18 protein-coding genes, 1 tRNA gene and 2 pseudogenes are annotated in these 24637 nt (G+C 73.3%); 13 read left to right on the top strand and 8 right to left on the bottom strand.

What is annotated here, in order from left to right:
- Both ABZY57_RS24775 and ABZY57_RS24770 read right to left on the bottom strand, forming a co-directional pair.
- Positions 1-263 (bottom strand): annotated as a pseudogene (locus ABZY57_RS24775) (hypothetical protein); the annotation flags it as partial.
- Positions 260-1246 (bottom strand): ADP-ribosylglycohydrolase family protein, encoded by a 987-nt coding sequence (locus ABZY57_RS24770; RefSeq protein ID WP_356515378.1) that lies wholly within the window; start codon positions 1244-1246, stop codon positions 260-262. The pseudogene ABZY57_RS24775 and the gene ABZY57_RS24770, both read right to left, overlap by 4 nt.
- A 268-nt stretch (positions 1247-1514) precedes the next feature.
- Between ABZY57_RS24770 and ABZY57_RS24765 the strand changes: the two genes are divergently transcribed.
- The 8 genes from ABZY57_RS24765 to ABZY57_RS24730 all read left to right on the top strand — a co-directional run bounded on the left by ABZY57_RS24765 (position 1515) and on the right by ABZY57_RS24730 (position 15644).
- The gene (locus tag ABZY57_RS24765) at positions 1515-2246 is read left to right on the top strand and encodes a VIT1/CCC1 transporter family protein (protein WP_356515376.1); all 732 of its coding nucleotides are present in this window, start codon (positions 1515-1517) and stop codon (positions 2244-2246) included.
- Positions 2247-2623: 377 nt separating this feature from the next.
- On the top strand, positions 2624-7192 hold the full coding sequence (gene gltB / locus ABZY57_RS24760; RefSeq protein ID WP_356515380.1) for a glutamate synthase large subunit: 4569 nt from the start codon (positions 2624-2626) through the stop codon (positions 7190-7192).
- Positions 7185-8645, top strand: coding sequence for a glutamate synthase subunit beta (locus ABZY57_RS24755; protein ID WP_356515375.1), 1461 nt, complete (start codon positions 7185-7187; stop codon positions 8643-8645). The genes gltB and ABZY57_RS24755 overlap by 8 nt, the downstream gene beginning before the upstream one ends.
- A gap of 291 nt (positions 8646-8936) precedes the next feature.
- Entirely contained in the window at positions 8937-11504 is a 2568-nt protein-coding gene (locus tag ABZY57_RS24750; protein ID WP_356515373.1) for a molybdopterin cofactor-binding domain-containing protein, read from the top strand.
- A complete protein-coding gene (locus tag ABZY57_RS24745; RefSeq protein ID WP_356515371.1) occupies positions 11501-12472 on the top strand; it encodes an FAD binding domain-containing protein in 972 nt (323 codons plus the stop codon). Before ABZY57_RS24750 ends, ABZY57_RS24745 begins: the two co-directional genes overlap by 4 nt.
- A gap of 305 nt (positions 12473-12777) precedes the next feature.
- Complete coding sequence (locus ABZY57_RS24740) at positions 12778-12984, top strand: hypothetical protein (RefSeq protein WP_356515369.1); 207 nt, start codon at positions 12778-12780, stop codon at positions 12982-12984.
- Positions 12981-14078: a hypothetical protein gene (locus tag ABZY57_RS24735; protein ID WP_356515367.1), complete on the top strand. Its 1098-nt coding sequence runs from the start codon at positions 12981-12983 to the stop codon at positions 14076-14078. Before ABZY57_RS24740 ends, ABZY57_RS24735 begins: the two co-directional genes overlap by 4 nt.
- Before the next feature lie 114 nt (positions 14079-14192).
- Positions 14193-15644 (top strand): glycoside hydrolase domain-containing protein, encoded by a 1452-nt coding sequence (locus tag ABZY57_RS24730; RefSeq protein ID WP_356515365.1) that lies wholly within the window; start codon positions 14193-14195, stop codon positions 15642-15644.
- A gap of 30 nt (positions 15645-15674) precedes the next feature.
- On the opposite strand, the gene ABZY57_RS24725 is transcribed toward ABZY57_RS24730, so the two are convergent.
- Genes ABZY57_RS24725 through ABZY57_RS24710 form a run of 4 tightly spaced genes read right to left on the bottom strand, consistent with a single transcriptional unit; the run spans position 15675 to position 19801 of the window.
- Positions 15675-16196, bottom strand: coding sequence for a pyridoxamine 5'-phosphate oxidase family protein (locus ABZY57_RS24725; RefSeq protein ID WP_356515363.1), 522 nt, complete (start codon positions 16194-16196; stop codon positions 15675-15677).
- Between the two features lie 36 nt (positions 16197-16232).
- Positions 16233-16961, bottom strand: a complete 729-nt coding sequence (locus tag ABZY57_RS24720) for a VWA domain-containing protein (RefSeq protein ID WP_356515361.1) — start codon at positions 16959-16961, stop codon at positions 16233-16235.
- Between the two features lie 51 nt (positions 16962-17012).
- Positions 17013-18116 carry an acyl-CoA dehydrogenase family protein gene (locus tag ABZY57_RS24715; RefSeq protein WP_356515359.1) on the bottom strand — a complete coding sequence of 368 codons (1104 nt, stop codon included), beginning with the start codon at positions 18114-18116 and terminating at the stop codon, positions 17013-17015.
- Positions 18113-19801 carry an AMP-binding protein gene (locus tag ABZY57_RS24710; RefSeq protein WP_356515357.1) on the bottom strand — a complete coding sequence of 563 codons (1689 nt, stop codon included), beginning with the start codon at positions 19799-19801 and terminating at the stop codon, positions 18113-18115. The genes ABZY57_RS24715 and ABZY57_RS24710 overlap by 4 nt, the downstream gene beginning before the upstream one ends.
- 97 nt (positions 19802-19898) lie before the next feature.
- On the opposite strand from ABZY57_RS24710, the pseudogene ABZY57_RS24705 reads away from it, so the two are divergent.
- Positions 19899-20312, top strand: a pseudogene (locus tag ABZY57_RS24705) (flavin reductase family protein); the annotation flags it as partial.
- A 47-nt stretch (positions 20313-20359) separates the two neighbouring features.
- Here ABZY57_RS24705 and ABZY57_RS24700 read toward each other — a convergent pair.
- Positions 20360-21016 carry a PadR family transcriptional regulator gene (locus ABZY57_RS24700; protein ID WP_356515355.1) on the bottom strand — a complete coding sequence of 219 codons (657 nt, stop codon included), beginning with the start codon at positions 21014-21016 and terminating at the stop codon, positions 20360-20362.
- Positions 21017-21151: 135 nt separating this feature from the next.
- Here ABZY57_RS24700 and ABZY57_RS24695 point away from each other — a divergent pair, with 135 nt between their 5' ends.
- Genes ABZY57_RS24695 through ABZY57_RS24685 form a run of 3 tightly spaced genes read left to right on the top strand, consistent with a single transcriptional unit; the run spans position 21152 to position 23919 of the window.
- Positions 21152-22282 (top strand): LLM class flavin-dependent oxidoreductase, encoded by a 1131-nt coding sequence (locus tag ABZY57_RS24695; RefSeq protein WP_356515353.1) that lies wholly within the window; start codon positions 21152-21154, stop codon positions 22280-22282.
- 3 nt (positions 22283-22285) lie between these two features.
- On the top strand, positions 22286-23032 hold the full coding sequence (locus ABZY57_RS24690; RefSeq protein WP_356515351.1) for a glucose 1-dehydrogenase: 747 nt from the start codon (positions 22286-22288) through the stop codon (positions 23030-23032).
- The gene (locus ABZY57_RS24685; RefSeq protein ID WP_356515349.1) at positions 23029-23919 is read left to right on the top strand and encodes an alpha/beta hydrolase; all 891 of its coding nucleotides are present in this window, start codon (positions 23029-23031) and stop codon (positions 23917-23919) included. Before ABZY57_RS24690 ends, ABZY57_RS24685 begins: the two co-directional genes overlap by 4 nt.
- 9 nt (positions 23920-23928) lie before the next feature.
- Here ABZY57_RS24685 and ABZY57_RS24680 read toward each other — a convergent pair.
- A tRNA-Ala gene (locus ABZY57_RS24680) sits at positions 23929-24003 on the bottom strand.
- A 67-nt stretch (positions 24004-24070) separates the two neighbouring features.
- Between ABZY57_RS24680 and ABZY57_RS24675 the strand changes: the two genes are divergently transcribed.
- Positions 24071-24409, top strand: a complete 339-nt coding sequence (locus ABZY57_RS24675; protein WP_356515347.1) for a hypothetical protein — start codon at positions 24071-24073, stop codon at positions 24407-24409.
- The last annotated feature ends 228 nt before the right edge of the window (positions 24410-24637 follow it).

The following is a 24637-nucleotide window of genomic DNA, read 5'->3' as shown; positions in this document are numbered from 1 at the left end:
GGATCCGGCGGCCCGGCCGCCCCCGGCACGGCGGCACCGCGTACGGCGGCGGACTCCGTCCCGGTGCCCGGGGCCGGCCCGGTCCGGGTGCCGTCTTCCGGGGCCGGCCCGGTCCGGGTGCCGTGCCCGGGGTCCCGCCCGGCCGGGGTGTCGTCCTGGGGGGTCTGCCCGGTCTGCCCCTGCCCGGTCGGGTGGGCGGCTTCCGGGGTGTCCGGCCGTGGGGGCCGGTCCGTGGGGGAGGGGGTGGTCGGGGTCAGGGTCATCGGGGGGTCTCGGTTTCCGGGGTGAGGAGGTCCGCGATGTCCAGGACGTGGTAGCCGCGCATCGAGGGGAGGCAGCTTCCGCGGACCGGGCCGATCGCCGAGGACCAGGCGGCCGGGATGGCGGGGGCGCCGGACATCGCGCCGGCGAGCGCGCCCGCCACGGCCGCCGTGGTGTCCGCGTCGCGGCCCATGTTGACCGCCATGAGGACGGAGGAGGGGAAGTCGCCCCCGCACGCGGCGAACGCGCCGAAGGCGAGGCCGACCGCCTCCGGGGCCAGGTCCGTCCAGGGGTAGCCGCCGATGACCACCGCCGAGCGCACCGCCCGCTCGCCGCGCGGGGCGGCCGTCACGGCCCGGCGCAGGGAGCGGGCCGTCCAGGAGTCCGAGGGGATGACGGAGAGCGCCGCCGAGATGACGGAGGCAGCGGAGCCTCCGGCCATCGCCGCCGCGACCCCGGCCGCGACGGCCTGGCCGCCGTAGATGCCCTCGCCGTCGTGGCTGACGCAGCCGTCGATGGCGACGAGCCGGGCGGCTTCCGCCGGGCGGCCCGCAGCGAAGACGCCGAAGGGGGCCGCCCGCATGGCCAGACCGTCCGACCAGGCGTGCCGGTGCTGGGCGGAGATGGGGGCCGCCAGGCCCCGGCGGAGGTTCTCCAGGGTGCCGCGTTCGGAGAATCCCGCGCCGCGGAACGGGCCTTCGTCCAGGTCCGCGATCCAGTGGTGCCACGCCCGTTCGACGTGGGCGACCGTCAGAGCCGACCCGTGGCGGGCCAGCAGCAGGCCCGAGAAGATCGCGTACTCCGTATCGTCCGTACCCGCCGGGTCGTCCGAGACGAAGCCCTCGATCCGCCCCCACTTCGCCCGGATCTCCGAGGGCTTCATGTTCTCCGCGGGGGCGCCCAGCGCGTCACCCACCGCGAGTCCGAGAAGAGCGCCCCGGGCCCGTTCGAGGAGGACCTGCGGATTGCATGCAATCAGCTCCATGGCGCGCCTCTCCACTTGATGGGACTCATATTGAGCCCTTGGGGGATTTGTGCCATGGCATGAGGTTTGTCGCTCGTCGCGAAACACCCGCCGCGGGCCGCCGTCACCCGGTCGCCGATCCCCAAAACCCCAGGTAAGTACGGCCTTCCTTGCTGGCGGGCGGCAAAAATCGTGCGTAGTTTCGAGGTGTTCCGGGGGAGTGGGTGTCCGCGCGTCGTCCATGGCACAGCTCTGTGCACCCACTCGTACAAAAGGGGAGATAGCCGTCATGTCCATCATCGATATCGAAGCACCGCTCCACACCGCCCACCGCGACAACCACACCCACCGTGACGTCAACGGCGGATGGCTGCGCCCGGCGGTCTTCGGTGCGATGGACGGGCTGGTCTCCAACCTCGCGCTGATGACCGGTGTGGCCGGCGGCGCCGTCGCCCCGCACGTCATCGTCGTCACCGGCCTGGCCGGCCTCGCCGCCGGAGCCTTCTCCATGGCGGCCGGCGAGTACACCTCGGTCGCCTCGCAGCGCGAACTCGTGCTCGCCGAACTGGACATAGAGCGCCAGCAGTTGCTGGGGCACCCCATTGACGAGATGGAGGAGCTGGCCGAGCTCTACGTCTCGCGCGGCGTCGAGCCGGCGCTGGCCCGCGAGGTCGCCATGCAGCTCTCCCGCGACCCGGAGCAGGCGCTGGAGATCCACGCCCGCGAGGAACTCGGGATCGACCCGGACGACCTGCCGTCGCCGATGGTCGCCGCGGTGTCCTCCTTCGGATCGTTCTCGCTCGGCGCGCTGATCCCGCTGCTCCCGTACCTGCTCGGCGCGGTCACCCTGTGGCCGGCGGTCCTGCTGGCGCTGCTGGGGCTCTTCGCCTGCGGCGCGGTGGTCTCCCGGGTCACGGCCCGGTCCTGGTGGTACAGCGGGCTGCGCCAGCTCGTCCTGGGTGGCGCGGCCGCGGGTGTGACGTACATCCTGGGAACCTGGATCGGCGGAGCCATAGGCTGACCGCGCAGGGAGTGAGACACTATGCAGTAGGCAACATAAGTAGCCAGTTACTCGGCGGTTTCGATTCCGTGTCCGCCGGGCACAGACCCCCTGGGCGCCGGGCAATGAGGCCCGCCCCGTACCGGGACCTTCGTCCCGTGTCCCGATGGCAGGACACCTGCGAAAGTCCCCTCTTGTCTGCCCCGTGCAGTGTCCGCATGCTGGAATGACGTATCCGCTTCGCGGGATTGTCGTCATCATGTAATCTGCACGAAATTTCGCAGAGGGCCAACGTCGTCCCTCGGCTATGCACATATGCCACGACGACGACGGGAGAGCCGATGCGTTCCGCATCCACGCACTCCGCGACCGGCCTCAGCAACACCGCCTGGTCGCCCATGGACGGTCGCCCCGCCCAGCAGGGCATGTACGACCCGCGCAACGAGCACGACGCCTGCGGCGTCGGCTTTGTGGCCAACCTCACCGGCGAGGCCGGCCACACGCTGGTCGAGCAGGCGCTGACCGTATTGCGGAACCTCGAGCACCGAGGCGCCACCGGATCCGAGCCCGACTCGGGCGACGGCGCCGGCATCCTCTCCCAGGTCCCGGACGCGTTCCTGCGCGACGTGGCCGGGTTCGACCTTCCCGAGGCCGGCGCGTACGCCGTCGGCATCGCCTTCCTCCCCGCCGACGGCACCGCACAGGCCGTCGCCGTGGAGCAGATCGAGGCCATCGCCGCCGAGGAGAACCTCACGGTTCTCGGCTGGCGCGAGGTCCCGGTCACCCCCGACCTGCTCGGCAACGGCGCCCGCGCCACCATGCCGGCCTTCTCGCAGCTGTTCGTCACCGGGGGTACCTCCCAGGCCGAAGGCTCTGGGGGACGGACCTCGGGCATCGAGCTGGACCGCAAGGCCTTCGTGCTGCGCAAGCGCGCCGAGCGCGAGGCCGGGGTCTACTTCCCGTCGCTCTCCGCCCGCACGATCGTCTACAAGGGCATGCTGACCACCGGCCAGCTGGAGCCCTTCTTCCCGGACCTCTCGGACCGCCGCTTCGCCTCCGCGATCGCCCTGGTCCACTCCCGGTTCTCGACGAACACCTTCCCGTCGTGGCCGCTCGCCCACCCGTACCGCTTCGTCGCGCACAACGGCGAGATCAACACGGTCAAGGGCAACCGGAACTGGATGCGGGCCCGCGAGTCCCAGCTGGCGTCCGGCCTCTTCGGTGAGGGCGCCCTGGAGCGGATCTTCCCGATCTGCACCCCGGACGCCTCCGACTCGGCCTCCTTCGACGAGGTCCTGGAGCTGCTGCACCTCGGCGGCCGTTCCCTCCCGCACAGCGTGCTGATGATGATCCCGGAGGCGTGGGAGAACCACACCTCCATGTCGCCGGCCCGCCGCGCGTTCTACAAGTACCACTCCACGCAGATGGAGCCGTGGGACGGCCCCGCCTGCGTCACCTTCACCGACGGCACCCAGGTCGGCGCGGTCCTCGACCGCAACGGTCTGCGCCCCGGCCGCTACTGGGTCACCGACGACGACTTCGTCGTGCTCTCCTCCGAGGTCGGCGTCCTCGACATCGACCCTGCCAAGGTCGTCCGCAAGGGCCGCCTGCAGCCCGGCAAGATGTTCCTCGTCGACACCGCCCAGAAGCGGATCATCGAAGACGACGAGATCAAGGACGCGCTGGCCGCCGAGCACCCGTACGCCGAATGGCTGGAGACGGGCGAGATCGAGCTGACGGACCTGCCCGAGCGTGAGCACATCGTGCACACCCACGCCTCGGTCACCCGCCGCCAGCAGACCTTCGGCTACACCGAGGAAGAGCTCCGCGTCATCCTCGCGCCGATGGCCCGTACCGGCGGCGAGCCGCTCGGCTCCATGGGTACGGACTCCCCGATCGCGGCGCTGTCCGAGCGCCCCCGGCTGCTCTTCGACTACTTCACCCAGCTCTTCGCGCAGGTCACCAACCCGCCGCTGGACGCCATCCGCGAGGAGCTCGTCACCTCGCTGCTGTCCTCCCTCGGCCCGCAGGGCAACCTGCTGGAGCCGACCGCCGCGTCCTGCCGCAGCGTCACGCTGCCGTTCCCGGTGATCGACAACGACGAGCTGGCCAAGCTCATCCACGTCAACGCCGACGGCGACATGCCGGGCATGAAGGCCGCCACCCTCTCGGGCCTGTACCGGGTCTCGGGCGGCGGCGAGGCGCTGGCCGCCCGCCTGGAGGAGATCCGCGGCGAGGTCGACGCGGCCATCGAGAACGGCGCGCACCTGATCGTCCTCTCGGACCGTCACTCCGACGCCGAGCACGCGCCGATCCCGTCGCTGCTGCTCACCTCCGCGGTGCACCACCACCTCATCGCCACCAAGCAGCGCACCCAGGTGGGTCTGCTGGTCGAGGCCGGCGACGTCCGCGAGGTCCACCACGTCGCGCTGCTCATCGGCTACGGCGCGGCCGCGGTCAACCCGTACCTCGCCATGGAGTCCGTCGAGGACCTGCTGCGCGCCGGTACCTTCCTGTCCGGCCTGGAGCCGGAGCAGGCCATCAAGAACCTGATCTACGCGCTCGGCAAGGGCGTCCTGAAGGTCATGTCCAAGATGGGCATCTCCACCGTCGCCTCCTACCGCGGCGCGCAGGTCTTCGAGGCCGTCGGCCTGAACGAGGAGTTCGTCGCGGCGTACTTCGCGGGCACCGCCACCAAGATCGGCGGCGCCGGCCTGGACGTCATCGCCAAGGAGGTGGCCGCGCGCCACGCCAAGGCGTACCCGGCCTCCGGCATCGCGGCCACGCACCGCGCGCTGGAGATCGGCGGCGAGTACCAGTGGCGCCGCGAGGGCGAGCCGCACCTGTTCGACCCGGACACGGTCTTCCGCCTGCAGCACGCCACGCGCAACCGCCGGTACGACATCTTCAAGCAGTACACGGACCGGGTGAACGAGCAGTCCGAGCGCCTGATGACGCTCCGCGGGCTCTTCGGCTTCAAGTCGGACCGCGAGGCCATCTCCATCGACGAGGTCGAGTCGGTCGCCGACATCGTCAAGCGCTTCTCCACCGGCGCCATGTCGTACGGCTCCATCTCCAAGGAGGCGCACGAGACCCTCGCCATCGCCATGAACCAGTTGGGCGCCAAGTCCAACACCGGTGAGGGCGGCGAGGACCCGGACCGCCTGTACGACCCGGCGCGCCGCTCCTCCATCAAGCAGGTCGCTTCCGGCCGCTTCGGTGTCACGAGCGAGTACCTGGTCAACGCGGACGACATCCAGATCAAGATGGCGCAGGGTGCCAAGCCCGGCGAGGGCGGCCAGCTGCCCGGCCACAAGGTCTACCCGTGGGTCGCCAAGACCCGGCACTCCACCCCGGGCGTCGGCCTGATCTCCCCGCCGCCGCACCACGACATCTACTCCATCGAGGACCTGGCTCAGCTGATCCACGACCTCAAGAACGCCAACCCGGTCGCCCGCATCCACGTGAAGCTGGTCTCCGAGGTCGGCGTGGGTACGGTCGCGGCCGGTGTCTCCAAGGCCCACGCGGACGTCGTCCTCATCTCCGGCCACGACGGCGGTACGGGCGCCTCCCCGCTCACCTCGCTGAAGCACGCGGGCGGTCCCTGGGAGCTCGGCCTCGCCGAGACCCAGCAGACCCTGCTGCTCAACGGGCTGCGCGACCGCATCGTGGTCCAGACGGACGGCCAGCTCAAGACCGGCCGCGACGTCATCATCGCCGCGCTGCTCGGCGCCGAGGAGTTCGGTTTCGCGACCGCGCCGCTCGTCGTCTCCGGCTGCGTCATGATGCGCGTCTGCCACCTGGACACCTGCCCGGTCGGCATCGCCACCCAGAACCCGGTCCTGCGCGACCGCTTCTCCGGCAAGCCCGAGTTCGTCGTCAACTTCTTCGAGTTCATCGCGGAGGAGGTGCGAGAGCTCCTCGCCGAGCTGGGCTTCCGCACGATCGAGGAGGCGGTCGGCCACGCCGAGCTCCTCGACACCAGCAAGGCCGTCTCGCACTGGAAGGCGCAGGGTCTCGACCTGGAGCCGCTCTTCTACGTGCCGGAGCTGCCCGAGGGCGCGGTCCGCCACGCCCTGATCGAGCAGGACCACGGCCTGGAGAAGGCCCTCGACAACGAGCTCATCGAGCTCGCCGCCGAGGCGCTGAACGCCGACTCCGCCGAGACCGCGCTGCCGGTCCGCGCCAAGGTCGCGATCCGCAACATCAACCGCACGGTCGGCACCATGCTCGGCCACGAGGTCACGAAGAAGTTCGGTGGCGCGGGCCTGCCCGACAACACCATCGACCTGACCTTCACCGGCTCCGCCGGCCAGTCCTTCGGCGCCTTCCTGCCGAAGGGCGTGACCCTGCGCCTGGAGGGCGACGCCAACGACTACGTCGGCAAGGGCCTTTCCGGCGGCCGCGTCGTGGTCCGTCCCGACCGCGGCGCCGACCACCTGGCCGAGTACTCGACCATCGCGGGCAACACGATCGGCTACGGCGCCACCGGCGGCGAGCTGTTCCTGCGCGGCCGCACCGGCGAGCGCTTCTGCGTCCGCAACTCCGGCGCCCTGGTCGTCTCGGAAGGCGTGGGCGACCACGGCTGCGAGTACATGACCGGCGGCACGGCCGTCGTCCTCGGCGAGACGGGCCGCAACTTCGCGGCGGGCATGTCGGGCGGCGTCGCGTACGTCATCGACCTCGACCCGAACAACGTCAACGTCGGCAACACGGGCGCGGTCGAAGCCCTCTCCGACACCGACTCCCAGTGGCTGCACGATGTGGTGCGCCGCCACGAGGAGGAGACCGGCTCGACCGTGGCCGCGAAGCTCCTGGCTGACTGGACCGCCTCGGCGGCCCGCTTCAGCAAGATCATCCCGACCACGTACAAGGCAGTGCTCGCCGCCAAGGACGCCGCTGAGCTCGCCGGACTCTCCGAGTCCGAGACCACGGAGAAGATGATGGAGGCGGCGACCAATGGCTGACCCGAAGGGCTTCCTCACCACCCCGCGCGAGACCGCCTGCACCCGTCCTGTGGCCGAGCGCCTGCGGGACTGGAACGAGGTCTACGTTCCGGGCTCGCTGCTGCCGATCATCAGCAAGCAGGCCGGCCGCTGCATGGACTGCGGCATCCCGTTCTGCCACAACGGCTGCCCGCTCGGGAACCTGATCCCCGAGTGGAACGACTTCGCGTACCGCGAGGACTGGACCGCCGCCTCCGAGCGGCTGCACGCGACGAACAACTTCCCGGAGTTCACCGGGCGGCTGTGCCCGGCGCCGTGCGAGTCCGCCTGCGTGCTCGGCATCAACCAGCCGGCCGTCACCATCAAGAACGTCGAAGTCTCGATCATCGACAAGGCGTGGGACAACGGCGACGTGACCCCGCAGGCGCCCGAGCGCCTGTCGGGCAAGACCGCCGCGGTCATCGGCTCCGGCCCGGCGGGTCTCGCCGCGGCCCAGCAGCTGACCCGGGCCGGCCACACCGTGGTCGTGTACGAGCGCGCCGACCGCATCGGTGGGCTGCTGCGCTACGGCATCCCCGAGTTCAAGATGGAGAAGGTGCACATCAACCGCCGCATCGAGCAGATGCGCGCGGAGGGCACCAAGTTCCGTACCGGTGTCGAGGTCGGCCGCGACGTCACCGCCACGGACCTGCGCAAGCGGTTCGACGCGGTGGTCATCGCGGCGGGCGCGACGGTCTCCCGCGACCTCCCGGTCCCGGGGCGCGACCTCAAGGGCATCCACTTCGCGATGGAGTACCTCCCCCTCGCGAACAAGGTGCAGGAGGGCGACTTCATGGCGCCCCCCATCACGGCCGAGGGCAAGCACGTCGTCGTCATCGGCGGCGGCGACACCGGCGCGGACTGCGTGGGCACCGCCCACCGCCAGGGCGCGGCCTCGGTCACGCAGCTGGAGATCATGCCGCGCCCGTCCGAGGACCGGCCGGCCGGCCAGCCCTGGCCGACCTTCCCCATGCTGTACAAGGTCACCTCTGCTCACGAGGAGGGCGGCGAGCGGATCTACTCCGTCTCCACCACCCACTTCGAGGGCGACGAGGACGGCAACGTCCAGGCACTCCACCTGGTCGAGGTCGCCTTCGAGGACGGCAAGCTCGTCCAGAAGCCCGGCACCGAGCGCGTCCTCCCCGCGCAGCTGGTCACCCTGGCGATGGGCTTCACCGGCACCGACCAGGAGAACGGCCTGACGGCGCAGTTCGGCCTGGCGATGGACGCCCGCGGCAACATCGAGCGCGACGCCTCCTACGCGACCAACGTCGACGGCGTCTTCGTCGCCGGCGACGCAGGCCGCGGCCAGTCGCTGATCGTCTGGGCCATCGCGGAAGGCCGCTCGGCCGCCCGCGGCGTGGACCGCTTCCTGACCGGCACCAGCGCCCTCCCGTACCCGGTCAAGCCGACGGACCGCTCGATCACCGTCTGACCCGCAGTACCCCCGGCCTGCCCGGGAAACCTCTCCTGAGGTCGCGCAGTACCCCCGGCCCCGGCCGGGACCCCTCATGCGGTCCGTACAACGACGTACGGCACTCCGACACAGCGCCCGCCACGTCCCCGACCAGGGGTGGCGGGCGTTGTGGCGTTTCGGGGCGGGATCCATCCGGTGAGGGCGGGTGTGCCGAGCTGCGGGGAGGGTGGGCGCGGGTTATCAAGGGGGGTGAAGGCGAGCCCGGCTGGTGTGGGGGTCGCCGCCCCCCGTGGCTGAGGAGTGCGTCTCGTGGAGTTCGAGGTCAATGGCGTCCCGTGCGCGGTGGACGTGGACGACGATCCGGCCGCCGTGGAGGTGGTGCGGGACCGGTTGGGGCTCACGGGCACCAAGCTGGTCTGCGCCGGCGGGGTGTGCGGGGCCTGCACGATCCAGGTCGACGGGGAACCCAGGGTGTCGTGCCTGACGCCCGCGGCCCGGCTGGCCGGGCGGCGGGTCACGACGGTGGAGGGGCTGGCCGGTCACCCGGTCGGGCGTGCCTTCGCCGGTGAGGACGCGCTCCAGTGCGGTTACTGCACCCCCGGGTTCGTGGTCGAGGCGGCCGCGTTCTTCGAGCGGTGGCGGGCCGCGCACGGGCGGAGGCGGCCCGGGCGGGAGGAGATCGCGGAGGCGCTGGCGGGCCACCTGTGCCGCTGCGGGGCGTACGAGGGGATCTTCAGCGCGGTGGCCGCGGCCTGCGCGGGCGACTACGAGACGCATGCCCAGGAGAGGCCGGTCCCGCGCGCCGAGGCTCCGGAGAAGGTCGACGGGTCGGCCCGGTACACCACCGATCACCGCCCCGAGGGGCTGCTGGAGGGGGTGATCATCCGCTCTCCGCACGCGCATGCGCACGTCCAGTCCCTGGAGGCCGGGGATCTGGCACTGGTGCCGCTGCTGCCCCCCGACGGTGTCGTGCGGTACGTCGGGCAGCCCGTGGCGGCAGTCGCCGCGGCGGACAGGGCCTCGGCGCGGGCGGCCGCCGAGCGGGTCAAGGTGGCGTACGAGGTGCTGCCGGCCGCCCTCGACGTGAGCCGGTCCCGGGCCGGTGAGGGGCCGCTGGTCTACGAGGACAAGGCGGCGCGGAAGCTGGCGCCCGGGTCCGGCGAGACTCCTCAGCTCGTGCCCGCCCGCTGGCGCGGCAACCGGCGGGGACCCTCCGCGATGAGCAAGCGGCCCGCCGCTGCCGTGCGCCGGATCACGGAGGCCCGCAGGAGCAGCCCCGAGCGGGTGGTCGAGGGCCTGTTCACGACCGCAGCGCAGACCCACACCCCGCTCGAACCGCACGCCTGTCTGGCCCGCTGGGACGAAGGCACCCTCCACCTGGAGGTGTCCACGCAGTCGGTCAAAGAGGTGGCCGTACTCGCCGCCGAGCGCTTCGGCGTGCCCCTCGAACGGGTGGTGGCCCGCGCCGCCCACGTCGGCGGCGGCTTCGGCTGCAAGATGGGGCTGACCTCCGACGTCGTCGCCGCGGTGGAGCTGGCCCGGCTGCACGGCGCCCCGGTGCGGGTGGTGCTGGACCGGGACGAGGAACTCGTCGACGGCGGGTACCGGCCCGGCACCCGGATCCGGCTGGCGATGGCAGCGGACGCCGCCGGCGAGCTGAGCGCGCTGGCCATGGACGTGGACACCGACGGCGGAGTCTCGGTGGGCGGCACCGTCGCGGCGCTGGCCCGGTTCATGTACGGCAAGGCCCCGCGCCGGCTCCGGGACTTCGACGCGGTCACCCACCAGCCGCCCGGCGCTCCGTTCCGCGGCCCCGGTGGACCCACGATGTGCTGGGCCCTGGAGCAGGCCGTCGACGAGATGGCGCACCGGCTCGGCCAGGATCCCGTCGCCCTGCGCCGCCGCTGGGACGGCAACCCCAAGCGCCACGCGCTGTACGACCTGGCCGCGGCCCTCCCGGCCTGGTCGGGCACCCGCGGCGGCACCGGGCGGTTCCGCCGCGGCGTCGGCGTCGCGGCGGCCAACTGGCTGTACTTCCTCGACCCCGTCACCGAGGTCGAGCTCACCGTCGAGGACGGGACCGTGGTCGCCCGCTGCGCCGTGCAGGACATGGGCACGGGCTCGCGCACGGTACTGCGCCGGGCCGTCGCCGAGGGGCTCGGCGTGCCCGAGGGCAGGGTGCGGGCCGAGGTCGGCCGAAGCGACGCCGTGCACGGCCCCACTTCGGGCGGCAGCCGCACCACACCGTCGATCGTGCCCGCCGCCGCGGACGCCGCCGCACGGCTGCGCGAGGCGCTCGGCGCCGGGGACGGTGACCTGGGCGCCCGGCTGGACGGGGCGAACGGCGTACGGGTCACCGGCCGGCGCCCCCGCGACCGCCGGGGCTACGTGACCCCCTTCAACCTGACCACCGGTGGGGTGGCGATCGGCCGCGGCTTCACCGGATCCGTGCAGGTCGCCGAGGTGGAGGTGGACACCCGGCTCGGCCGGATCCGTCCGCTGCGCGTCTGGAGCGGCATCGCCGCGGGCCGCATCCACGAGGAGCGCCTCGCCCGCAGCCAGTGCGAGGGCGCCGTCATCCAGGGCGTCGGCTACGCCCTGTTCGAGGAGCGGCGCACCGACCGGGCCACCGGCCGGGTGCTGACCGACAACCTCGAGGACTACCGCATCCCCGGCATCGGAGACACCCCCGAGATCACCGTCCACTTCCACCAGGAGGGCTTCGAACACGTCCCCGGCGGGGGAGTGGGCCTCGGGGAGATCTCCACCCTTCCGACCGCGGCCGCCCTGGCCAACGCCGTCCACGACGCGACCGGCTGGCGCCCGTACGACATGCCCATCCGACCCGACCGGCTCCTGGAAGGACTGGGTACGTGAGCACCGAGCCCACCCTCACCGACCTCTCGGCCGCCGTCCTGGCGCGTGGCGGGGAGCTGCGCGCCGGCGGCACCGACACCACGGCCCGGCAGCGCGCCGGCATCTCCCCGGGCCCGTTCACCGACCTCGACGGCGCGGGCGGCGCGGGCGGCCTGCGCGGCTGCACGCCGCAGCCCGGCGGCGGGCTGCGGATCGGCGCCCTGACCACGCTCGCCGCGCTGGCGGCCGATCCGCGGGTGCGCTCCGGCTGGCCCGCCCTGGCGGCGTCGGCCGGGACCGCGGCGACCCCGCAGATCCGTGCCGCAGGCACCCTGGGCGGCAACCTGCTCCAGCGCAACCGCTGCTGGTACTACCGCAATCCGCACTTCAGCTGCCTCCAGAAGGGCGGCTCCGGCTGCCCCGCGCGCGAGGGCGACCACCACTTCGGCGTGGTCAGCGGCGACGGCCCGTGCGTGGCCCCGCACCCGTCGACCCTGGCGACGGCCCTGCTCACCTACGACGCCGGGGTCGAGGTCCACGGCGAATCGCCGCGCACCGTCGCCGCGTTGTACGGGGACGGCGACCGGCTCCACCGAGCCGACCACCTGCTGGCACCGGACCGCATCCTCACCGCGGTCCTGCTCCCGCCGCCCCTGCCGGGCGAACGCGCCGCCTGCCACCGCGCCACGAGCCGGGCCCACGGCGAATGGCCCCTGGTCGAGGCGACCGCCCGGCTCGCGCTGGACGGCGCCACCGTCACGCACGCCGCCGTCGCGGCGGGCGGGGTGGCACGGGTTCCGCTGCGGCTGCCGGAGGTGGAGGCCGCACTGATCGGCCGGGAGGCCACCCCCGAGGCCCTCGCGGCCGCGGCCGCGACCGTACTCGCCCGCTGCCGGCCGCTGCCGCAGACCGGCTACAAGACCACCCTGTTCCGCGACACCGTCCTGGAGGTGCTGGAACGGGCCGCAGCCCCTGCCACCACCGGCTAGCGCCGCTCCGGGCGAGCCCCTGACCCCCGGCCCGCGCCTGCGGCCGGCCTCCGGCAAGGGCGGGTCCGCGCCGCGATGGGGGAGGAGGCCCTCGCCGCCCACGGGGCCGGGCGCGTGCGTGTCGCCGAGGTCCGGGCCGGCGACCTCCTCGGGGAAGGGGCGCCCTCGCTGTTCACCTCCGCAGCCGTGGGCACCCTCGGCCCTACCCGCGAGTATTGACTATTAGTCAATTCGGGCCCACGCTCGACGCGAGCCGTCGTGTCGTCTTTGGTGTGGGAGGTCGTCCCGTGCGTACAGATGAGGAAATGGGCCGTTTGAGCGCGGAGTTGGGAGGCACCCGGCCTCCCGCGTCCTTCGCGGAGCTGGACGCCGGGGAGCTCGTACGGCTCGCGGAGGCGCTCGAAGCGGAGCGGGCACGGCAGGCCGAGGGCCTGAACCAGGCCGCCGAGGAGGCGCTGGGGCTGGTCCCGGCCCTCGCGCGCGGGGCCGTGCGCAAGGTGCTGTTCCGGTGAGCCGCGCCGAAGTGGAGAAGATCGCCCGACTGGTGGGCGCGGACGCCGGGGAGCTCGGCTTCCTGCGCGGACTGCCGGACGAGGACGTACGGGCGTTCCGGGAGCAGGTCAGCGGCGTCCTGAACGACGGCGCACCCGAGATGCTCGACCGGATCGCCGCCGCGACCAAGCTCGTGCCGGCCGGGGTGGCGGCTGCCATCTCGCAGAAGGCGCTCGGGCCCCGGCTGGCCGCCGGCGTGGCCGGCCGGCTGGAGGCGGGCCGGGCCGCCGCCATCATCGAGAAGCTGCCCGTCTCCTTCACCGCCGAGGCCTGCGGACACCTCGACCCGCGGAAGATCTCCGGGATCGTCGACCGGCTCGACGAGGGGCTCGTCGTGCGCATCGCCACCACCCTCGCCGAGAACCGCGACCACCTCACCATGGGCCGGTTCGTGGGCCACATGCGGGACCAGGTGCTCCGCCGGATCCTGGAACAGGTCGACGACGCCGCGGTGCTGCGCGCCGGCTTCTACGTGGACCTGCCCGAGCGGCTGCCCCGGATCCTGGAACTCATGGGTGACGACCGGCTCGGCGCGGTCGTACGGGCCGCCGCCGCCGAGGGGCTCTGGGAGGAGGCGCTCGGCGTCGCCGCGATGGTCGGCGGCGACCAGCGGCTGCGGATCGCCGAGCTCACCGCCCGCCTCGACGCGGCCGAGCTCGACTCGCTCGTCCGGGTGACGCACGCCGAGGGCCTGTGGGAGTCACTGCTCCCGCTCGTGGCGCTGCTCGGCGAGGAGGACCGGCTCGCCGTGGCCCGGCTGGACTCCCTGCGGGACCCGCTCGTGCTGGCCGGGGTGGTACGGGCCGTCGTGGCGACCGCGCTGTGGGGCGCCTTCCTGCCGCTGGTCGGCGTACTGCCCGAGGAGGCGCGCAAGGTGGTGGCCGATGCCGCCGCCGGGCTCGGCGACGCGGAGCTCGACGGCCTCGTGCGCGAGGTCGACGAGCACGACCTGTGGGAGCTCGTGCTGCCGCTCGTCGAGCTGATGGAGGAGACGGGGAAGGAGCGGATCTTCGCCCTGCCCGCCTTCCGGGAACAGGAGGAGCCGCCGGAGTAGGGAGCGGGGGAGCGAGGGGGTGTCGGCCGTGCGGTGCGGCCGTCCCGTCAACTGCGGGGCGCGGCTCTCGTGCCTCTGCGTCAACCCCCGGGCCTTCTGGTAACAGTGGGTCACATGCTCCCCTCCCACATGATGTTGAGCTGCCTGCTGGGCGCCGCGCTCCTCGCTCCTGTCCCCCTCGGAGCCGCCGAGGGCCCCGCCTCGGCGGGCCCCGCCACCGGGGACCGCGGCGCAGACGGCCGCACCCTCGACTACCGCGGGCTGCGCCTCACCGTCCCCGCCGACTGGCGGATCGTCGACCTCGACCGGAATCCCGACGCCTGCCTGCGCCTCGACCTGCCCACCCTCTACCTCGGGCACGCCGGCGCCCAGGGCGAATGCGGAGCCGCCCGCGCCGCGGCCCCCCGCTCCGACACGCTGCACCTGGAGCCGCTCGAGGGGGCCCCGGCGCGCGCCGACATCCCCACCGTCGGGGGCGACGAGGGCGACCCGCTGCCCAAGGTCAGGGGCGACAGCAACGAGATCCGTTACGCCCTGCGCCGCGCCGGGGTGATGGCCACCGTCTCCTACGCGTCCACCCCCGAGGCCGTCCGCGGGGTCCTCACCCGGGCCCGCGCCCTCGCACCCCCGGCCGCCCCCGGCCCGGTCGCCGTCGATCCCGTCGGCGTCGTCGGCGGGGGTCCCCGTACCACCGTCCAGTCGCCCTTCACCGGTGAGGGCTTCGACGCCTGCACGGCGCCCACCCAGCGCACCATGAACGCCTGGCGCGCCGACTCGCCCTTCGGCGCTGTCGGCGTCTACATCGGCGGCCGTGCCCGCGCCTGCGCCCAGCCGCAGCTCACCACCGGATGGGTGAGGCGGCAGGCCGAGGCGGGCTGGCACCTCATGCCGATCTGGGTCGGCCCCCAGCCCTGGAAGAGCTCCTCCACGGGGCTGTCCACCGACCCCTCGGAGGCCAACGAGCAGGGCCGGGCCGAGGCCGAGGGCGCGGCCCAGGCGGCCGCCGCACTGGGCATGGCCGAGGGCACGGTCCTCTACAACGACCTGGAGAACTACACGGACCGGGCCACCTGGGACGCCCCGGTCGTCGCCTACCTCACGGCCTGGACGGTCCGCCTGCACGAATTGGGCTACGGCGCCGCCGCCTACGTCGCGGCGAGCTCCGGGGCCAAGGCGCTGAGCACGCACCACGACCAAGCGCCGGAAGCCATGCCCGACGTGCTGTGGGTGGCCCGCTGGAACGGCGCGGCCTCCGTCGCCGACGCGGACCTGGGGCTGCCCGCCGGTACGAGCCAGTGGACGGGGGGCCGCCGCGCCCACCAGTTCCGCGGGGACCACGACGCCACGTACGGGGACGTGACGCTCAACATCGACCGGAGCTGGCTGGACGTGGGCGCCTGGGCCCCGGCCCCGGCCAGGCCCCCGAAGGCCCCGGGCAAGGCCCCCAAGACACCCAAGGCTCCCAAGGCTCCCAAGTCCCCGGGCAAGCCCCAGGCGAAGTCCCCGGCCAAGCCCCAGGCCAAGTCCCCGGCCAAGCCCCCGGCGAAGACCGTGGGCCTGGCCTAGCCCGGCTCCGTCCGCTCCGTCCCGCTCCGCTCAGCCCGCCGCGGGCTCCTCGCGGGCCGGCTCGTCGTCATTGCCCCGGCGCAGGGTGCGCAGTCCGTGCTCCGGGGTCCACGAGCGGACCACCAGGTCGTCGCCCTCGACGCCGACGTGGACCACCTCCGTCAGCTCGGCGCGGAACAGGTCGAAGGGGTGCGGGGTGTCGTTCTCCTCGGCCTCTTCCGCGTACCGGTGGAGCTCGGGCTGTTCCACGATCTCCACCGCCCGCCCGGAGATCCGTACGTCCCCGTCGGGCATCGTCTCGCCCGCGCCCGGGTTGGTGTGCAGGGCGAAGCGCGGATCGCGCCGCAGGTCCTTGCCCTTCATCGAACCCGGCATCATGCCCAGCCACAGCTCTCCACCGCGGATGTCGACATTCAGCCCGGTAGCGCGGGGGGAGCCGTCCTTGCGCAAGGTCGCCAGGACGTGGTGCGGGAACTGTGCGAAGCGGGCCCGGACGGCCGCCGCGAAGTCCGGTTCCGCCTTCTCGAATACGGCCCAGTTGTTCGTCGTCATTCCTCCATCAAAGCGCGAGGCACCGACGCCCGCCGCTCAGGCGCGCACGATTCCCGCCGCGCGGGCCGCGGCCAGCCAGGCCGGGAACTCCCCGACCAGCCGGTCGTACAGCTCCGAGTCCGCCACGGTCCGCGGGGCGGAGCCGGCGTGGAAGTAGCCCGCGTTGTCCACCACCCGCTTCTGCGGGACGGGCAGTTCGTCCAGCCGACGCAGGAAGTCGAACTGCGAGCTGCGGGTGTTGCCGAAGCCGACGAACTGCCAGAAGAGGGGCAGCCGGGCCGCCTTGCACAGGTACTTCTCGGCGGCGAGCTTGTTGATGGGGCCGCCGTCGGTCTGGAAGACGACGAGCGCGGGGAGGGCCGACCCCGAGTCCAGGTAGTGGTCGATCACCGCGTCCATCGCCGCGTGGTAGGCCGTCTTGCCCATGTGGCCGAGGCCGGCGGCGATCGCGGTGACCCGCCCCTCGTGGCCGGACAGGGAGATCTCCTCGACCGCGTCGACCTCGGTGGAGAAGAACACGACCGGCACGCGGGCGTCGTCGACCAGGTGCGCGGAGAGCCCCAGTACCCGGTCGGCCAGGGCCTGCACGCTGCCGTCGTCGTAGTACGGGCGCATCGAGCCGGAGTAGTCGAGAACCAGGTACACCGCAGCCCGCCCGCCCTCCAGGCCGTGCGTGCGCAGCGAGGTCCCGGCGCTCTTGTACAGGCTCACCAGCGCCGGGGCGTTCTCTTCGATCTTCCGGAGGTCTATCGCACTGCCCGTCATGGGCCGAGCGTACGACAGCCGCCGTCCCCCGCGCTCCCGGTCGCCGTCGCGTCACCCGGTCGGGAGGAACCCCAGCCGCGCCGCCAGGCGTTCGCGGTGTGCGGCGGGGGAGCCGAAGAGCAGGGCCGAGCCATGTGCGCGCTTGAAGTACTCGTGCGCCTCGTGCTCCCAGGTGATGCCGATGCCGCCGTGCAGCTGGATCATCTCGCCCGCCACGTACGCGTAGGCCTCCGAGCAGGCCGACTTGGCGGCGGCCGCCAGGTCCGGGGCGGCGTCGGCGGCGGCCGCCGCGAAGGCGAGCGAGCGGGCTCCCTCCACCGCGGTGTGCAGGTCGGCGAGCCGGTGCTTCACCGCCTGGAAGGAGCCGATCGGCCGCCCGAACTGCACCCGGTCCTTCGCGTACCGGACCGTCGCCTCCAGCGCCCGCGCCGCCGCCCCCGCCTGTTCGGCGGCGAGGGCCGTGCAGGCCAGGTCCCGGACCCGGGTGAGGACCCCGGCGCCGTCGGCCGAGAGCAGCCGGGCCGGGGTCCGGTCCAGTGCCAGCTCCGCGAGCGGGCGGGTGCGGTCCATCGTGGACCGTACGGTGAAGGCCGCGGGCGCGGCGAGGAGTTCGAACAGCCCGAGCCGGCCCGGGTCCGTGCCGGGGGCGCCGTCCATCCGGGCGAAGGCCAGCAGCAGGGACGGTTCGGCCGGGCCGGCCAGGACGTACCGCTTCGTGCCCGTGAGCAGCCAGTGGGGAGCGGCGGACTCGGCCCGGGCCGACAGCGCGTCCGCCTCCCAGCCGCGGCCCGGGGCGAGCGGGTCGCCCGGAGATTCCGCCCAGGCCAGGGCGCCCACGACCGTGCCCTGCGCCAGCTCCGGCAGGTGCCGCGCGCAGGCCTCCCGGTCGCCGGACGCGAGCAGGGCCCCCACGGTCAGCACCGCCGAGCCCAGGTACGGTACGGGGCTCAGCGCGCGCCCCAACTCCGCCATGACCACGCAGACTTCGGCGGTCCCGCAGCCCAGTCCGCCGTACTCCTCGGGGACCGCCAGCGCGGCCGCGCCGATCTGCGCCGTCAGCGGAGCCCAGGCCGCGTGGCCGGGGTGGCGGGCCAGGACCGCCCGTACCGCGCCCCGGAGTTCCTCCTGCTCCCCCGTCAGCTCCGGCGACCTCACGCCGACTCCCCTCGCGCCGTGCGGCGCAGCTCCGTCTTCAGCAGCTTGCCGCCCGCGTTGCGCGGGAGCACCTCCAGCCGGGTGAAGCGGCGCGGCACCTTGAAGTTGGCCAGCCGTTCCCGGGTCCAGGCGGTCAGCTCCTCGGAGGTGACCGGCCCGGTGGTGACGACGTAGGCCACCCCGACCTCGCCGAGCCGCTCGTCGGGGGCGCCGACGACCGCCGCGTCGGTGATGGCGGGGTGGGTCAGCAGCACGTTCTCCACTTCCGCCGGATAGGCGTTGAAGCCGCCGACCACGTACATGTCCTTCAGCCGGTCGGTGATGGCGAGGTAGCCCCGTCCGTCGAGCACGCCGATGTCCCCGGTGCGCAGCCAGCCGCCCGGCAGCAGGGCCTCGGCCGTGCCCGCCGGGTCGTCCAGGTAGCCGGGGGTGACGTGGTAGCCGCGGACCTGCACCTCGCCCGGCTCCCCGGCGGGCAGCACCGTCCCGAGCGGGTCGGTGATCCGTACCTCGGTGTCCGGCAGCGGTGGCCCGACGGTGTGCGCGAGGGTCCAGGCGTCGGCATCGGTGGGACAGACGGACACGACCCCGCCGGACTCGGTGAGCCCGTACGCGGTGAACACGTCGGGCGCCCCCAGTTCGCCGCGGATCTCTTCGACGAGGGAGGTGGGCACCGAGGCGGCTCCGGTGCCGGCCAGGCGCAGCGCGGACAGGTCGTGCGCGGCCCGCGCCGGGTGGCGGATCAGGCCGTGGAAGACGGTCGGCGGGCCCATCAGGCAGGTGACGCGCTCGGCGGCCATGCGGTGCAGGATGCGGTCGGTGTCGTACACGGCCTCCGGGAGCATGGTGACCCCGCGCAGGAGGCACGCGAGTACTCCGGCCTTGTAGCCGAAGGTGTGGAAGAAGGGGTTGACCAGCAGGTACCGGTCGCCGGGGCGCAGGGTGACGAGGTCGGACCAGGAGGCGTAGAGCCGGAGGGTCTGGCCGTGGGTGGTCGTGACGCCCTTGGAGCGGCCGGTGGTGCCGGAGGTGTAGAGGATGTCGCTGAGGTCCTCTGGGCGTACGGCGGCCGCGCGTGCGGCCCGCTCCGCGTCGGGGACGGCCTCGCCGGCGTGCAGGTACGCCTCCCAGGAGACGGTCCCAGGCGGGCCGTCCGGGCTGCCGGGGATGGCGGGGCCGCCTGGACGGCGGGGGCCGCCGGGGTCCGTGCCGCGGCCCCCCTCGCGCCCGTCGCGCAGGATCACCGTCGAGGTGAGCGCCCCGAGGTGCTCGCCGGAGGCGTGCAGGTCACGGGCGTAGTCGGTGCCGAGGAACCCGCGCTCGGTGAACAGGACGCGGGCGCCGCCGCGCCGGATGATGTCGGCGGCCTCGGCGGGCTTGTAGCGGGTGTTGACCGGTACGAGGACCGCTCCGGCGCCGACCGCGCCGAGGGCGGCGGTGATCCACCGGCGGCTGTTGGGGGCCCAGATGGCGACCCGGTCGCCCGGGCGGATGCCGTGGGCGATGGCGGCGCGGGCGGCCGCGGAGATCTCGGCGGCGAGGCGGGCGAAGGTCCAGCGGACCTCTCCGTCGGCGAGCGCCTCGCGCTCCCCGTACGCGGCGGCGGCGTACTCGGGGAGCCGGGCGAGCGTGGCGGGCGGCTGCGGCTGCGGCTGCTGGGGCTGTGGCGGGGGCGGTGGTGGCATCGGACCCTCCCTACTTGACGAGCGAGCGTGGGCGGTATCCAATCACAGGTGTTTCGGTTAGGCATATACCTAGTAGGAATAATCAGGGAGGGTTCTCATGAGGGAGGTAGCCATGTCCGGCATGAAGTCGGTCCTGTCCAGCTTCTGCACCGGCGTCGCCGTCGTCACGGCACGCGGAGCCGACGGCCGTCCCGTGGGGATGGCCGTCCAGTCCTTCTCGTCCGTGTCCCTGGATCCGCCGCTGGTCTGCTTCTGCCCGGCGCGCACGTCCACCACCTGGCCCGGGATCCAGGCGGCGGGAGCCTTCGCCGTCAACATCCTCGCCGCCGACCAGCAGGAGCTGTGCCGCCGCTTCGCCGTCACCGGGGGCGACAAGTTCGCCGGGGTCTCCTGGCGGGCCGGCGGCAACGGCGCGCCCCTGCTGGACGGGGTGCTCGCCACCGTCGAATGCGATCTGGAGGCCGTCCTGGACGGCGGCGACCACGCCATCGCGCTGGGCCGGGTCACCGCGCTGACGGCGCACCGGGAGGGCGCGCCGCTGCTCTACTTCCGGCGCACCTACGGGCGCTTGCCGGGCTCGCCCGCCGCCGGGGCCGCCGCCGGGGCCGGGGTCGCTGCCGGGCCCGCGCCGCGCCCGCTCTCCAGTGCCGCGATGTCGTCGAGCATGGCGGCCGCGAGGTCACGCTCGGAGGCGTAGTACCGCTCCGCCCACTTGAGGGTGAGCGTCGGGTACGCCCACGAGGCCTCTTCCCGGGCCCCGTCCGCGTCGGCCACCGCGCGCCGCCGCATCTTCTCCGCGAACTCCTGGTGCTGCACAAGGACTTCGCGCATCTGCTCCGGCTCCAGCAGGTGGCCGAGCCACAGCCGCAGCATCGGCCCGTGCTTGAGCACCGGCGGGTCGACGGGTGCCTCGCGCGCCCAGCGCCGTACGGCCGTCATGCCCTCGTCGGTGATCCGGTACACCCGCTTGTCGCGGCTGCCGGTCTCCTGGGCGACCATCCGCGACGAGGCGTAGCCGGCCTTCTCCAGCCGCTTGAGCTCGCCGTAGATCTGGCTGAAGGACGGGCTCCAGTAGAAGAAGCGAAGCGACCAGTCCGACCACTTCTTCAGGTCGTACCCGGAGAGCTCCTCTCCGAAGGAGAGCAGCCCGAGCACTGCCCAGCTGGTCGCGGGGAGCGTGCGCCCGTTCGCCTCTTCTGCCGCCTCGTTCGTCACGCAGCGCAGTCTACGACCGGTCCGCTGCCGCTCTTCGTGGCGGCTCTTCCCCCGGCACGGTATGACTGCTAGAAGTATTCCTATTCGAAATACACCACCGACATCCGTGCGCAGCGCACGGCTGGGAGGTTCCCCGTGAAGTTCTCGATGATCTTCGAGGCGCAGCTCGTCGACCCGACGCCCGAACGCGAGCGCCAGGTCATCCACGACTGCGTCGAACAGGCCGTGTTCGCCGAGGAGATGGGCTTCGACCGGATCTGGGCCGTGGAGCACCACGCCCTCACCCAGTACGCCCACATGAGCGCCTCCGAGATCTTCCTGACCTGGGTCGCCGCCCGGACCGAGAAGATCCGCATCGGCCACGGCGTCGTCACCATGCCCTTCGCCTACCAGCACCCCGTGCGCGTGGCCGAACGCGCCGCCATGCTCGACGTGCTCTCCGGCGGCCGCGTGGACATCGGCGCCGGACGCGGCGCCACCCGCCAGGAGATGTCCATGTACGGGGTCCGCCCCGAGGACACCTACCCGCAGATGGAAGAGGCGCTGCGGATCTTCTCCTCCGCCTGGCGCGAGGAGAAGTTCGAGTGGCACGGCTCCATCGACATCGGCCCCGGCGCGGTCCTGCCCCGCCCGGTCCAGGGCCCGCACCCGCCGCTCTTCATGGCCTGCTCCAAGCACGACACCCTCAAGCTCGCCGCCGAACTGGGCATCGGAGCCCTCGTGATGGGCTTCGCCGGAGCCGACGACGTCCGCACCATGCGCAAGGTCTACGACGAGGCCATCGCCACCCGCAGCGGCGACCGCTTCGTCTCCACCGAGGTCAACGACCACCTCTCCGCGCTCTGCCCCACCATCGTCCTCGACGACGCCGAACGCGCCCTGCGCCTGGGCACCCGCGGCCAGCGCTTCTTCGCCGAGTCCATCGCCCACTGGTACGGCAATGCCCCCGAGCCCACCGGCTACTCCGAGGACGAGACCGCCGAGGAGCACGTCGCCGCCCTGGAGAAGGGCCGGGGCGAACTGATCGCCAAGCTCCACGAGGCGAACATCCCGGCCCGCCCCATAGACACCGGGACCTACAACGCCGAGCATGCCTACGGCAACGCCCGGACGGCGATCGCCTACGTCGAGCAGCTGCGCGAGATCGGCGTCGACGAGGTCATGTGCCTGATCCAGATGGGCACCGTCCCCCAGGAGGCCTGCATGGAGACCATCCGCCAGTGGGGCGAGACGGTCATCCCGCACTTCCGCGCCCTGGAGGGCTGATCCGTGAGCCGCTCTGCCGACGGCAAGGTCCTCGACGGCAAGGTCGTCGTCATCACCGGCGCCGGACGGGGCCAGGGCGCGGCCGAGGCCCGGCTGTGCGCCGAGGCCGGAGCGCGGGTCGTGGTCACCGACATCCGGGAGGAGGAGGGCCGCGCGGTCGCCGCCTCGCTCGGCGACCAGGGGCTCTACGTACGCCACGACGTGGCCGACGCCGACAGCTGGGCGGAGGTGGTCCGCGCGGCCGTACGCGCCTTCGGCACGGTCTCCGCCCTGGTCAACAACGCCGCGCTGTGGCGCACGGCCCACGTGGAGCGCCAGGGCCTCGAAGACTTCGAAGCCCTCCTGCGGGTCAACCTGCTCGGGCCGTTCCTCGGCATCCAGGCGGTGGCCCCGGTGCTGCGCGCCGGGGGAGGCGGCTCGATCGTCAACGTCTCCTCCACCGCCGGACTGGTCGGCATCCCGGGCCACGCGGCCTACGGATCGAGCAAGTTCGCCCTGCGCGGGCTGACGAAGTCCGCCGCACTGGACCTTGCGGGGGACCGGATCCGGGTCAACTCCGTGCACCCGGGGGCGATCGACACCCCTATGGTCAGCGAGGCCGTCGCGGGACGGGACTGGTCCCACCTGCCGCTGGGGCGGATCGGACGGCCCGAGGAGGTCGGGGAGCTGGTCCTCTTCCTCTGCTCGGAGGGGTCCTCGTACATCACGGGCGCGGAGTTCACGGTCGACGGCGGGATGACGGCGCGATGAGCGGTACGGGTTCCCTGTCCCCGGCGGCCCGCCGGCTCTGCGACGCGATGGCGACGGTCTTCCCCGGCCCGGGGGACGTGGCGGCCCTGCGGGCGGCCGCGTCCGGCTCCCCGGGCGGCGGCGTCGAGGTGGCCCGCGTACGGGACGCGGTCGCGGACGGCGTCCCCGTCCGGATCTACGACCCGGCGCCGGGCGCCGCGGGCCGCCCCCTCACGGTGTTCCTCCACGGCGGGGGCTGGGTGATGTGCGGCCTGGACACCCACGACGCGCTGTGCCGGGCGCTGGCCGCGGCCTCGGGCGCGGTGGTGGTCTCCGCGGACTACCGCCTCGCGCCCGAACACCCCTGGCCAGCGGCGTCCGACGACGCCCTGACGGTGCTGCTGTGGGCCCGCGCGCGGGCGGCCGGACTGGGCTGCGACCCCGCGCGGCTGATCGTCGCCGGGGACTCCAGCGGAGGCAACCTCGCGGCCGTGACGGCCCTGAGGGCCCCCGGCCTGACCGCCGGCCAACTGCTGTTCTACCCGCCGCTGGACGCCGCGATGGAGCAGCCGTCCGTGGCCGAGTTCGCGGAGGGGTACTTCCACACGGCCGCGCACATGGCCTGGTACTGGGAGCAGTACGGCGGCGATCCGGCCCACCCCCACGTCTCCCCGCTGCGGGCCCCCGACCTCTCGGGACTGCCGCGCACGCTGCTGGTCCTGGCCGACTGCGACGTCCTGCGGGACGAGGGCCTGGCCTACGGGCGCAGGCTCGGCGAGGCGGGGGTCGACTGCGGGATCCACCTGGTGCCCGGGGTCTTCCACGGCTTCCTCGGCCTGCCGCTCCCCGCCGCGGCCGCGGCGATCGGGGCGGCGGGGGCGTGGGTGGCGGCGACCGCCGCGCAGTAGGGAGGAGGGGGCTGGGCGGCCGGATTCGAACCGGCGTCCTCCTCCATGCTGTGTAGGCGCACTACCTCTGTGCTACGACCCAGCCCTTGGGGGAGATCCTAGGCGCGGCCCCGCCGGACGCGCACGCGAGTATCCCCGGCATGATGTGTGCATGTCGATATCGGTCCCGGGGGCCCTGGCGCGCAACTCCCTCGCCCTCGCAGCGGAGTTCGCGGCGGCGCTGCTGATGCGCGGCTCCCAGCCGCACTGGCTGCCGGTCATGCTGGCGCTGGTCGCCCTCGCGTCGGGACTGCCGCACGGCACCGACGCCGGCTTCGTCCACCGGACCGTGCTCGCACTCGGCGCGGTGGCGATCGCCCTGTGCGCGGCCCGAGCCCTGGACGAACCCGACCCCCTCCTCTGGCAGGTCCTGACCGGAGCCCTGGCCCTGACCCAGACGGTCTCCCTGACCCGCCTCTCCCGCCGCACCGGGGCCCGCGGCCCCGCCTAGGGCCTGTCGTCGCAGCTTCCCCGGGAAGAGGTACGGCTCGTCCAGGGCCTTTCCGTTGACCTCGACCGGTCCGTTCAGGCGGCATTTGACCAGGCCCCGGTCCCCGTGCTGGAGGGTGTTCTGCATCGAGACGGTCCCCCGGGGCAGTGCTCCGCAGGGGCCGGCCCCCGGGGGCCCCGGGTCGTCGGGGGGGTCAGGGCCGGGCTGTGGGGGGGTGAGGGCTGGCCG

Source organism: Streptomyces sp. NPDC006450, from assembly GCF_040612195.1.
GTDB lineage: Bacteria > Actinomycetota > Actinomycetes > Streptomycetales > Streptomycetaceae > Streptomyces.
This window is presented reverse-complemented; position numbering and strand designations above follow the sequence as displayed.